The sequence below is a fragment of the Paraburkholderia caffeinilytica genome (genome assembly GCF_046030355.1).
Lineage (GTDB): Bacteria > Pseudomonadota > Gammaproteobacteria > Burkholderiales > Burkholderiaceae > Paraburkholderia > Paraburkholderia caffeinilytica_B.
Genome location: NZ_JAQQCQ010000017.1, coordinates 169,384 through 180,339, shown reverse-complemented (window position 1 = coordinate 180,339; position 10,956 = coordinate 169,384). Strand labels below are relative to the sequence as shown.

At 62.3% G+C, this 10,956-nt stretch carries 11 protein-coding genes; 3 read left to right on the top strand and 8 right to left on the bottom strand.

Annotated elements, in window-relative coordinates:
• Positions 1–193 precede the first annotated feature (193 nt).
• The 7 genes from hpaI to PQQ95_RS24455 form a co-directional block, all read right to left on the bottom strand.
• Entirely contained in the window at positions 194–997 is an 804-nt protein-coding gene (gene hpaI / locus PQQ95_RS24485; protein WP_408441762.1) for a 4-hydroxy-2-oxoheptanedioate aldolase, read from the bottom strand.
• Between the two features lie 20 nt (positions 998–1,017).
• Positions 1,018–1,821 (bottom strand): 2-oxo-hept-4-ene-1,7-dioate hydratase, encoded by an 804-nt coding sequence (hpaH, locus tag PQQ95_RS24480; protein ID WP_408441759.1) that lies wholly within the window; start codon positions 1,819–1,821, stop codon positions 1,018–1,020.
• A 115-nt stretch (positions 1,822–1,936) separates the two neighbouring features.
• Positions 1,937–2,335, bottom strand: coding sequence for a 5-carboxymethyl-2-hydroxymuconate Delta-isomerase (locus tag PQQ95_RS24475; protein WP_408441757.1), 399 nt, complete (start codon positions 2,333–2,335; stop codon positions 1,937–1,939).
• A 21-nt stretch (positions 2,336–2,356) separates the two neighbouring features.
• On the bottom strand, positions 2,357–3,220 hold the full coding sequence (gene hpaD / locus PQQ95_RS24470; protein ID WP_408441754.1) for a 3,4-dihydroxyphenylacetate 2,3-dioxygenase: 864 nt from the start codon (positions 3,218–3,220) through the stop codon (positions 2,357–2,359).
• A 61-nt stretch (positions 3,221–3,281) separates the two neighbouring features.
• A complete protein-coding gene (gene hpaE / locus PQQ95_RS24465; RefSeq protein WP_408441752.1) occupies positions 3,282–4,739 on the bottom strand; it encodes a 5-carboxymethyl-2-hydroxymuconate semialdehyde dehydrogenase in 1,458 nt (485 codons plus the stop codon).
• Positions 4,740–4,827: 88 nt separating this feature from the next.
• Positions 4,828–5,586 (bottom strand): fumarylacetoacetate hydrolase family protein, encoded by a 759-nt coding sequence (locus tag PQQ95_RS24460; protein ID WP_408441749.1) that lies wholly within the window; start codon positions 5,584–5,586, stop codon positions 4,828–4,830.
• Positions 5,583–6,356, bottom strand: a complete 774-nt coding sequence (locus PQQ95_RS24455) for a fumarylacetoacetate hydrolase family protein (protein WP_408441746.1) — start codon at positions 6,354–6,356, stop codon at positions 5,583–5,585. Before PQQ95_RS24455 ends, PQQ95_RS24460 begins: the two co-directional genes overlap by 4 nt.
• 177 nt (positions 6,357–6,533) lie before the next feature.
• Here PQQ95_RS24455 and hpaR point away from each other — a divergent pair, with 177 nt between their 5' ends.
• Positions 6,534–6,941 (top strand): homoprotocatechuate degradation operon regulator HpaR, encoded by a 408-nt coding sequence (hpaR, locus tag PQQ95_RS24450; protein WP_408441776.1) that lies wholly within the window; start codon positions 6,534–6,536, stop codon positions 6,939–6,941.
• A gap of 48 nt (positions 6,942–6,989) precedes the next feature.
• Here the strand turns inward: hpaR and PQQ95_RS24445 are convergent, their stop codons facing one another.
• The gene (locus PQQ95_RS24445; protein ID WP_408441743.1) at positions 6,990–8,129 is read right to left on the bottom strand and encodes a helix-turn-helix transcriptional regulator; all 1,140 of its coding nucleotides are present in this window, start codon (positions 8,127–8,129) and stop codon (positions 6,990–6,992) included.
• Positions 8,130–8,484: 355 nt separating this feature from the next.
• Between PQQ95_RS24445 and PQQ95_RS24440 the strand changes: the two genes are divergently transcribed.
• Positions 8,485–9,546, top strand: coding sequence for a porin (locus tag PQQ95_RS24440; protein WP_408441740.1), 1,062 nt, complete (start codon positions 8,485–8,487; stop codon positions 9,544–9,546).
• A gap of 112 nt (positions 9,547–9,658) precedes the next feature.
• Positions 9,659–10,912, top strand: coding sequence for an MFS transporter (locus PQQ95_RS24435; RefSeq protein ID WP_408441737.1), 1,254 nt, complete (start codon positions 9,659–9,661; stop codon positions 10,910–10,912).
• Positions 10,913–10,956 lie beyond the last annotated feature (44 nt).

Below are 10,956 nucleotides of genomic sequence, written 5' to 3'. Positions count from 1 at the left end.
CGGCCGCAAAGAAAAGTAGGCAAAAGAAAGCGGCTCACACCATGCCTGCTAAGCGGGAATCGCGGTCCGCTGCGGGTAGTGGTGCATCTGGAATCTGTGTTCTCGCACATTCAGCGATACTGACAAAGGACTCATTCTTCCGGCGGCGCTGCGCGCGCCGAAGCGTGTTTCTGAAACCGGTGCTTTGGTTTTTTTAGTATCCGCCTTTTGTTGGTGGTGGGGTTGGGGCTGTTTTTTTATAGGTGGCTGCCAGATCTGCTGCTGCCCGGCTTAGTAGGCCCGTGTCCGTGCCCACCGCTACGAATGTTGCGCCGGCCGCCAGATATTCGGCCGCAATCGCCGCGTCTGGTGCCAGTACGCCCGCCGCTTTGCCGGCGTCCCGCACTTTTCTAATGCCGTCGCATATCGCTTCGCGGACGCTCGCGTCGCCCGGTTTGCCCAGCAAACCCATCGATGCACTTAAATCCGCCGGGCCGAAGAACACGCCGTCAATGCCTTGCACCTTTGCAATCGCCGACAGATTCTCCATCCCCTGCACGGTTTCTACCTGGACTAGTACGCACAATTCTTGGGCGGCCGTGTTCAGGTAGTCGGGTATCCGGTTCCAACGTGAGGCGCGCGCCAACGCACTCCCCACGCCGCGGATGCCCTGCGGGGGATAGCGCGTCGCCGCGACGGCGTCTGCGGCTTGCTCCGCTGTGTCGATCATCGGCAGCAGTAAGGTCTGTGCGCCTATGTCGAGCAATTGCTTGATCAACGCGCTGTCGCTTCGCACGGGACGCACCACCGGATGCGATGCGTATGCCGCTACGGCCTGCAATTGCGCGAGCGTGCTGCGGACGTCGTTCGGTGCGTGCTCGTTGTCGATCAACAACCAGTCGAATCCGGCCGTGGCCAGCAACTCGGTCACGTACGCGTCGGCAAGCGCCGCCCATAAGCCGAATTGCGGCTTGCCCTCGGCTAGCGCGCGCTTGAAGGTGTTTTGCGGTAGAGACATGTCGATCAACTCAAATGAGCTCAAATGAAATTCAAACCAATGCCGCCCAGCGGACCATAGTCGACATGGAAGGTGTCGCCCGCGCGTGCCGGAATCGGACTGGTGAACGAGCCGCTCAGAATGACGTCGTTCGCGTTCAGTACTTCATCGTAAGGGGCGATCTTGTTCGCGAGCCATGCAACGCCCGTCGCAGGATGGTTCAGCACGGCCGCCGCAAGCCCGCTTTCTTCCACGGCGCCGTTCTTGTAAAGCAATGCGCCAACCCAGCGAAGGTCGACATCCATCGGGCGCACGGGTCGGCCGCCCAATACAATGCCGGCGTTGGCCGCGAAGTCGGAGATCGTGTCGTAGACCTTGCGCGGCGCCTTCGTTTCGCGGTCGAACTGTTCGATGCGCGCGTCGATAATTTCCACCGCAGGGGTCACATAGGCGGTGGCGTCCAGCACGTCGAATAGTGTGACGCCAGGACCCTTCAAGGGCTTGCTCAATACGAAGGCCAGTTCAACTTCCACGCGCGGCGCAATGAAGCGGTCGGCACGGATGTCCTGGCCGTTCTCGATGAACATGCTGTCGAGCAACGGTGCATAGTCGGGTTCGTCAATCTGCGACGAACGCTGCATCGCGCGTGAGGTCAGGCCGATCTTGCGGCCCTTGATCACGTGGCCCTCGGCCAGTTTGAGCTTGACCCACTCGCGTTGGATTGCGTAGCCGTCCTGTACGGTCATCTCGGGATACTTCGCCGAGAAATGGCGCAGCTGGGTGCGGGTTTTCTCGGCGTTGTCGAGTTGCGCCGCAAGGTCGCGGATAGTCTGTTCGTCTAGCATAGTGGTTCTCTATAAGCGGCTACCCGGCCCAGCCAAGTGGGTCGGAATGTCGGGCCGGTGCATCGAGCCTGGGATCCCTGGCCCATGTTTCAAGCCCACGCCTTAAGCCCGGGTATCAGGTCTTCAGTCGCGCGTGCAGATTGTTGTGCTTCCACGTGCCGGCTTCGCTGAATTCATTGATCTCAAGCGATAACGCCAGGCCGTGTTGTTCGAACTCGGCAGCGAAGTGTCGTTTGATCGCATCAAATAGCGCATCGCCGGTCGCCTTTTTAGCGGCGTCTGAGCGGCCCGCGCCGATTTTCAGGTTCGCATGCAGGAAGGCGGCGCCAGGCCGGCCGTCGGCAACGCAGTATTGATCGCAGCGCAAGGCGCGCACGCGGATGCCGCCGAGTGGATAAACGCGTTGTTCGTTCTCGCGCTGCGCGTCAAGGCAGGCCGCGAGCGATGTGCAAAGCTGTCCAATGCTGTCTTCGTCAGCAAGATTGGCGCTGTATTCGAGTGTCAGATGCGGCACGGCAAGCTCCTTTCTCAGGACTTAAGCGGGCAGGGGCGTCACGGGAAAGATCGCATTGATCTGGCCGGTGCCGGAACTGCCGAAATACGGTGTGACGACTTCAACCTTGCCGTCGTAACGATCCCAACCGAGTGCGCCGAGCAGCATCGCGGTGTCGTGCATGCCGCCTTCGCCCCAGCATTTCTCGTTGTAGAGCGGCAGCATCTCGCAGAAGGTCTTCCAGTCGCCGGCTTCCCACAACTCGACCACCTTGCGGTCAATCTGTTCGAGAAACGGATTCCATACCTTGTGCATGAACTGCTCGGCCGTGCCGTTGTTGGCGAAGTGGTGGCTCAATGAACCGCTCGCCAGAATCGCAACGGTGCCGTCGTAACGTTCCTCGATGGCCTTACGCACCGCGAGGCCGAAGCGCGCGCTGGTTTCGAGGTCGTGCCACATGCACCAGCCGGCTACCGACACGGTCTTGAAGTGCTGGTCGCTGTTCATATACCGCATCGGCACCAGCGTTCCGTACTCGAGTTCGAGCGTGGTCTCGCTGTGCGCGCGGCTTTTCACGCCCATCTCATTCGCGACTTCCGCGATCAGCTCGCCGAGCCCGACGTTGCCGGGATACGCGTACGGCATGTTCTTGATGAAATGCGGCAGTTCGTTGCTCGTATAGACGCCTTCGAATGCCGGCGCGCAATTGATGTGGTATTCGCTGTTCACCAGCCAGTGCACGTCGAATACGACAATCGTATCCACGCCCAATTCGCGGCAACGCCGGCCGATTTCATGGTGGCCGTCAATGGCGGGCTGACGGCAGCCCTTGTGCGGACCGTCGAGTTCGGACAGATATAACGACGGGACGTGAGTGACTTTTGCTGCCAACGCGAGTTTGCCCATCGCGGTCTCCTATGCTGTGTGGCGCGAGGCGTGATGCTCTCGCGCATCAATGATCCGCGTTTCAGACGCCCCAGCGCGGGATGTGATGGGAGCCGAGCGATACGCACACGTTCTTCGGTTCGAGGAATACTTCGTAGCTCCACGTACCGCCTTCACGGCCGACGCCCGATGCCTTGGTGCCGCCGAACGGCTGGCGCAGATCGCGCACGTTCTGGCTGTTGACGAAGCACATGCCGGCTTGAACGGCAGCGGCGACGCGCAGCGCGCGGCCGGTGCTCTCGGTCCAGATGTAGCTCGACAGGCCGTAGGAAATATCGTTGGCGAGTTTGATCGCGTCGGCTTCGTCGTCGAACGGAATCAGGCAGGCCACCGGGCCGAAGATCTCTTCCTGCGCGATTCGCATGCGGTTGTCCACGTCGACGAATACCGTGGGCTGCACGAAGTTACCTTTGCGCATGGCTTCGGGTAAGTCGGGCGCGTCGAGTCCGCCGCACGCGAGGGTGGCGCCTTCTTTCGGACCCAGTTCGATGTAGCTGCGCACCTTGGCCAGATGCCCCTGGCTGATCATCGGGCCGACGATCGTGCTGTCGGCCAGCGGATCGCCCACCGTCAAACGCTTCGCGCGTTCGACGAAACGCTCGGCGAAGCGCGCGTAAATCGAGCGCTGCACCAGAATGCGCGAACCTGCCGTGCAGCGTTCGCCATTGTTCGAGAAGATCATGAACACGGCGGCATCGAGCGCGCGTTCGAAATCGGCGTCGTCGAAAATCACGAACGGCGATTTGCCGCCCAGTTCCATCGAAAACTTCTTCAGGCCCGCGGTCTGCACGATGCGGTTGCCGGTTGCCGTCGAACCGGTGAACGACACTGCATGCACATCCGGATGCGCCACCAGCGGTTCACCGGTGTCCTTGCCGAAGCCATGCACGACGTTCAGCACGCCGGCGGGAATGCCGGCTTCGAGCGCGAGATTGCCGAGCATCGAGGCGGTTAGCGGCGACAGTTCGCTCATCTTCAGCACGGCGGTATTGCCGAATGCGAGGCAGGGTGCGACTTTCCACGTCGCCGTCATGAATGGGACGTTCCACGGCGAGATCAGCGCGCAGACGCCGACCGGATGGAACAGCGTGTAGTTCAAATGCGTATCGGTAGGGTACGTGTGGCCGTCGACACGCGTGCACATCTCCGCGAAATAGCTGAAGTTGTCGGCGGCGCGCGGCACGAGTTGCTTGCGCGTTTGCGAGATCGTCTGGCCGGTGTCCTTCGTCTCGGTCTCCGAGATGTCCGGCACATTTTTCGCGATCAACTCGCCGAGCTTGCGAACGATCTTTGCGCGTTCCGCCGCGGGTTTGCCGGCCCATGCCGGAAACGCTTCCTTGGCCGCGCGCACGGCGGCGTCGATATCTTCCGCACCGCCGCGGGCCACTTCAGCGAGCACGTCTTGTGTCGCCGGATTGACGGTCTCGAAGTAGTCTTGCGCGGCGCTGGATTTGCCGTTGATCAGATGTTCGATTCGCATTGCCCTGTCCTTTCTCTTGTGCTGTCTTTCACTGTCGACCGGCGTTCACGCTTTGGCGCGTTACGCCGGTCCCATGCAACGTGGTCGATCAGGCGCGGTTAAAGTCCGCGTCCGATGCGATCGTATTGACGAGACGGCCAAGGCCGTCGATTTCGCAGACCACTTCGTCGCCCGCATTGACGTTGACGATGCCTTCCGGCGTGCCGGTCAGGATCACGTCGCCAGGCGCGAGGGTCATGAAGCTGCTCAGGTATTCGATCAACGCCGGGATATCGGTGACGAGATCGCGCGTATTGCCGTGTTGCTGCCGCGTGCCGTTCACGAATGTGCGCAATTCGAGTTGCGTGACGTCTTCGACATCGGCGGCATCGACGAACCAGGGGCCGAGCACCGTGCCGCCGTCGCGATTCTTGACGCGCAGGTTGGGACGGTAATAGTTCTCCAGGTAGTCGCGGATCGCATAGTCGTTGGCGATCATGTAGCCGGCCACGTGCTGCATGGCGTGGTCGCGCTTGACGTTCTGCGCGGTCTGGCCGATCACGACGGCCAGTTCGCACTCGTAGTGCATGAAGGTGACGTCGGCGGGGCGGCGTGTGAAGCCACGATGACCGATGACCGCGCCCGGGCCTTTGAGAAAGACCAAAGGCTCTTCCTGCTTGTTGAACTGCAATTCCTTCGCATGCTCCGCGTAGTTCAAACCGAGCGCGAAGATCGTGCCGACCTCGATCGGCGCGAGCCACACCACTTCATCCTCGCGACGGACGCGGCCATCGGCGAGGCGCACGCCGTTGGCGTCCGGATAGGCTTCATGAATCGCCCCTGCATACGCAACACGGCCACGCATCATGGTTGTTCTCCATCTTGTTCTGCCGCACCGGCAAACGACACCTCGAGCGGCGGCAATCCGTCAATCGACAGCGTGGCCGTGTCGCCGATATGCGCCACCGGCGAACCATGCGGCACGCCGAGCGTAATGACATCACCGGCACTCAGTGTCATGAAATCGGTGACGTCCGCAATCAATTGCGCCACGTTGCGTACCGACGACGCAGTACTCGCGGTGAAGACTTCACGTCCTGGAAGCGAAACCCTGATCGACAGATTGTCCGGCGCAGCAAGATGACGCGCCGCAACCACCGCCGGCCCGATCACGCAAAAGCCGTCACGCGCCCGGAACCTGACCGAAGGCCGGTACACGCTTGCATGCGGCACGCTCAGATCGGCGACCAGCGTATAGCCGGCGATGTAGTCGAAGGCATTCCCGGCGCTGACGCGTGTTGCAGTGCGGCCGATCACGATACCCAGTGAAGCGCCGACCTCCACACCCAATGCATCGTCAGGCACGACAACACGCGCGCGGTGACCGGCGAACGTATTGCGCGGCTTCAGATAGAGAACCGGCGCTTTGGGTGGGGCTTTATAGGGGGCGGCATGCACCGCCTCGCCCAACGCCGCGAGGGCGGCCCGGTCGTTCAGCAAGGTTCCATAAACGGCGCCGGAAACCGGCGCACGGCAGGCCATGCCGCGTGCGAGCAGCGCGGCAACGGTGTGCGCATCCACGTCGCGAGGCAGCGCGTCGCCCTCGGGATGCAGCAGGTGATCGGCAAGTGCAAACATAAATCAGCTGTCTCTCGGAGAAAACACTAACATGTTAGTAGTATTGCGCTTGATATCATCCACGGTCAATAGCCTGTCGGCTGATCGCGGGTTTTCCCTTAAGCTTCGACAGCTGCTTTTAACTTATCCGCCATGTCCGCTTCCGCTTCTACCCGAGTTTTGCACCGTAACCTGCCGATGTTGCTGCTGCGCGCCAGAGAAAAAATGATGGAGCGTTTCCGGCCATTGATTACCGCGCATGGACTGACCGAACAGCAATGGCGCGTGATTCGCGCGCTCAATGAGCATGGGCCGATGGAGCCGCGCCACATCTCCGATATCTGCACGATTTCGAGCCCGAGCATGGCCGGCGTGCTCGCGCGCATGGAGAGCATGGAACTCGTGACCAAGGAGCGTTTCGCGGAAGACCAGCGCCGCGTGCTGGTGTCGCTCACCGAGACAAGCGTGGACCTGGTGCGCGTGATCTCGAAGGATCTCGAATCGCACTATCGCGAGCTGGAGCGCAAGGTCGGGCCGGAAATCGTCGAGCGCGTGTATCGCGCGGTCGACGATCTGCTTGCCGGCCTCGAAGAAGAGGACGCGTGAAGAGGGCGAGTGAAGCGGCCGCTCAACCGGCCTGGTCAATCCGCCTGATTATTCGCCCTGAGTGGGCGCCGCAGCTTGGGTAGCGGCGTTTTCGCGCAGCCCGAGCAGCCACGGAATCTGGCTTTTGTCATGCATGCCGAGCTTCTTGTACGCGCAGCGCAAATAGTGGCGCACGGTGGTGGGCGAAATCGCCATGCGTTGCGCGACTTCCTTGTGTGAGAGGCCGTCGCCGTACAGTTTGATCGCGCTCAGTTCGCGTGGACTCAGGCGGTCGAGCGGCGAACGTTGGCGTGCTTCCAGCTGAAACAGGCCGACCACCGGCGAGCAGCTCACCGTCACCGTTTCGCCGACATACGGCTGGCCCGTGTCCGCGTGCAGATGCGCGACCAGCGGCGCCGGCAGATGCTGGTTCTGATAGCCCGGCCATTCGCTGCGCAGAATGGTTTCAAACGCTTTATCTGCCTGGTGCACCGCACCGAAACCGTCGCAGATCGCCCGTGCCGGCGTCGAGACGCCTTCGCGGCGCTCGCGTGTCAGTTGAAACGAGCGGCTGATCGTGAGCGCCGCGCTCAAGTGCGGAATCACGTCCTCCAGCGTTTGCGCATCCGCCGCGGAGAACGGCTTGTCGAGCGCACGGCGATACACCGAGAGGAAAGTCGCGAGCCCAAAGCGATGATCCAGCGCCGATACCACCATCAATTGCGCGAGCCCGTATTTGATCGCCCAGTTGCGAAAACGCGGGTCGATGCCGGGCGCTACGATCGACACGTCCAGCGCGCGGCCGTAGCGGTTCATCGAACCGATCGCGAGCGGATCGCAGTCGCGCACGCGTTGCCAGTCGGTAAAGAACTCGCCCGGCAAGCCATAGACGAAGCTGTTGTGCATCACCGGACCGTTGGCCGTGTGCGTCGTCACGCCGGTCCAGCCGGCGTCGAACGGCAGATGCTGCGATAGAAGGCGGAAGAAGCCGTGCTCGAATTCGCCGATGCCGGTGCGGTTAGCGAGCGCATAGAGGTCGAGCAGGAACAGGCTTAGGCCGCGCGCCGCGGTGCCGTTGCCGGAAAGCGTGCCTTCGAAGTCGGCGCTGCGCTGTTCGAGCGGTGCACCGGCGTAGTCGTCGAGCGGAATGGCGTGGGGCATTTCGCCCAACTGATCGATAACCCGCTTCGTATCTGCGGTGACTGTCACGCTGGCTCCTTCGGCTGTCGATACGGCGCGTCCGGCCGCTTGTGCGGCGTGCGGATCGATTATACGTGGCGCTTTTTTTGAAAAACGCCGCGCTGGAAATGGCGCTACGCCCCCCTCATTTGAACGGCCCCGGCCGCGGATGCCGCGCTGTGTCATTGCGCCGGACCATTCGACACAACCACGCCCGTCAATCGCATCGGGGCGCTGCGCAAGCGCGTGCGGGTTTTCCATACCGTTCATCTGGACGTCTAGTCAGCGCAATTGCCGCTACCGACACTGCCGTTGCACTCGATAAGGAATGCAACCCGCAGCAACGGACACATTACAAAAATATCAGACGGCTTGGAGCTTCTCGATGAAACGAAACGAATCACGGCAACGCAGCAGTCGACGAAAGACGTTAGCAGCATTGAGCGTGGCGGCAGGTTTCTGCGCCGCGACCGCGCACGCGCAATCGAGTGTCACGCTGTACGGTTTGATCGACGCGGGCATTCAATACCGCACGAACGCGGACGGCCAGCATAGCGCGGTCAATCTGCAGAACTATGGCGTGTTGCCGTCGCAGATCGGATTGACCGGCACCGAAGACCTGGGTGGCGGCCTGCAGGCGATCTTCCGCCTCGAGCAGGGCATCAACGTGAATGACGGCACGGCCACGGTGCCGGGTTATGCATTCTTTCGCGGGGCTTACGTCGGATTGACCGGCAAGTTCGGCACCATCACGCTCGGGCGGCAGTTCAGCGTGCTGTTCGACCGCACGGTGTTCTACGACCCGCTGCTGTATGCGGCGTACAGCGGGCAGGGCGTGCTGGTGCCGCTGTCGGCCAACTTCATCGATAACTCGGTGAAGTTCAAGAGCGCCGATTACGGCGGCTTCAGTGCCGAAGCCTTGGCGGCGACAGGTGGCGTGGCGGGCAATTCGCGCTCCGGCCGCGTGCTGGAAATCGGTGCGCAATACGGCGGCAATGGCTACGGCATCAGCGCGGCATTGCATCGGGCGCAAGGCACGGCGTCCGCCGACGGGGATACCTCGGGACTGCAGCAGACCATCGGCACGCTGGCCACGCATTGGGACATCGCGACGCTTTCGCTCTATGGCGGGGCGGAGCGGCAAACGGGTTCGCTCGCGCCGTCGAAAACAGTGGCGTGGGGCGGGGCCCGCTATCAGCTCAACAATTTCGTCGGACTCGCGGGCGGTGTCTATCAGACCTGGTCGAACACGCCGAGCGTCGGCCATCCGACGCTGTTCATCGCGAGCGGCACCTACGCGCTGTCAAAGCGCACGGTGGCGTATGTGAATCTGGGCTATTCGCGCAACAGCAGTCAAAGCTCGCAGCCGGTTTATGAATACGACGCCACGCCGCTCGACGGCGCGTCGCAGTTCGGCGCGATGCTCGGCATGTATCACACGTTTTGAGTTTGCACGCCGCCGGCGTGGCGCTGCAGTTTCGACAGCGCCGGCTCGTAGCCGCCTCTCACAGGCCGCTTATCGGTCTTCGTTGTAATCGCAACCGTTACCTCTGAGCCCCATGAAAACTCCTTCGACTTCTTCATTTGCCACGGCCACTGCGGCCACGGCGTCCGCGGCCGCGCCGCGCGAATTTGCGACGTCCACGCTGCTGTCGCTGGTGGTATTCGCGGCCATTACACCGTTGCTGTTGCTGGTCGCGCCGGCCGTCGCTGCGCAACTCGGTGGACAGCTCGGATTGAGCGCTTCGCAGATCGGCACATATTTCTTCGTCGAACTCGGGGCGTTCAGCTGCGCGACCTTGCCGTCGCTCCTGTGGTTGGGACGGGTCGACGCGCGCCGGGTCGCGGCGATCGCCACGGCGGTGTTTTGCCTCGGCAATTTCGCCACGGCAGTCCTGATGCCGGGTTTCGTCGCGTTGCTGGTGCTGCGCGCGTTGACAGCGCTCGGCGGCGGCACGCTCATGGTGCTGTGCATGACGAGCGCCGCGACGAGCGGCAATCGCGACCGCGTGTATGGCTTGTGGGTGGTCGGTCAGCTGGTGGCCGGTGCGCTCGGCCTGTTCGTGCTGCCGCATCTGTTCGACGCGTTCGGACTGCGCGCGTTGTATGTCGCGCTCGCCGTACTCGCGCTGATTGCATCGCCGCTCACACGCGGCTTCGATCCGGCATTGGGCAGCGCCAGCGGTAAGCACGCGCAACAGGCCGGCTCCGGCATGAAGGGTGGAAACAGCGGGAGCATTGCAAATAGCACGGGGTTTCTCGCGACGCTGGTGATCGGCGGCGTGCTGGCTTTCTATGTGGCGATCGGCGGCGTCTGGACGTTCGCGAGCAAGGCGGCGTCGCTCGCCGGACTCGACGCCGGACATACCGGCGAACTGCTGGCGATCGCGAGCGTGATGGGCATTGTCGGCGCGGCGTGCGCATCGTTCATCGGCAACCGGATCGCGCGTGCCGCGATGCTGCTGACGGGTTACGCGATTCTCGTCGCGGCTTTGCTCGGTCTGTCGGCGCACCCTGGTTCGACGGGTTATGCCGCTGCGATCTTCGCCTTCAAATTCGCGTGGACCTTCGTGTTGCCGTTCATCCTCGCCGCAGCCGCAAAAACCGATACGTCCGGGCGTCTGATCGCCACGCTGAACTTTGTGATCGGTGCTGGACTCGCGGTCGGTCCGCTGATCGCCGGTTTTCTGCTCGATGCCGGCGCGGGACTCGCTACGTTATTTCAGGGCGCGGCGGTGATCTGCGCATTGTCTTTCGTCTGCCTGTTGCGTGTGGAGCGCAGCGGGCGTGAAGTGCCGGGCGTGCGCCAGTGATCGTGCAGGCGAACCGGTCGATCTGAATCCGCAGGTGAACTACA

Coding starts and splice junctions, on each gene's coding strand:
- PQQ95_RS24440 (WP_408441740.1), top strand. CDS start 8,485: ATGAAACGAAACGAATCACGGCAACGCAGCAGTCGACGAAAGACGTTA.
- hpaR (WP_408441776.1), top strand. CDS start 6,534: ATGTTGCTGCTGCGCGCCAGAGAAAAAATGATGGAGCGTTTCCGGCCA.
- hpaD (WP_408441754.1), bottom strand. CDS start 3,220: ATGGGCAAACTCGCGTTGGCAGCAAAAGTCACTCACGTCCCGTCGTTA.
- hpaE (WP_408441752.1), bottom strand. CDS start 4,739: ATGCGAATCGAACATCTGATCAACGGCAAATCCAGCGCCGCGCAAGAC.
- PQQ95_RS24455 (WP_408441746.1), bottom strand. CDS start 6,356: ATGTTTGCACTTGCCGATCACCTGCTGCATCCCGAGGGCGACGCGCTG.
- PQQ95_RS24435 (WP_408441737.1), top strand. CDS start 9,659: ATGAAAACTCCTTCGACTTCTTCATTTGCCACGGCCACTGCGGCCACG.
- PQQ95_RS24460 (WP_408441749.1), bottom strand. CDS start 5,586: ATGATGCGTGGCCGTGTTGCGTATGCAGGGGCGATTCATGAAGCCTAT.
- hpaI (WP_408441762.1), bottom strand. CDS start 997: ATGTCTCTACCGCAAAACACCTTCAAGCGCGCGCTAGCCGAGGGCAAG.
- hpaH (WP_408441759.1), bottom strand. CDS start 1,821: ATGCTAGACGAACAGACTATCCGCGACCTTGCGGCGCAACTCGACAAC.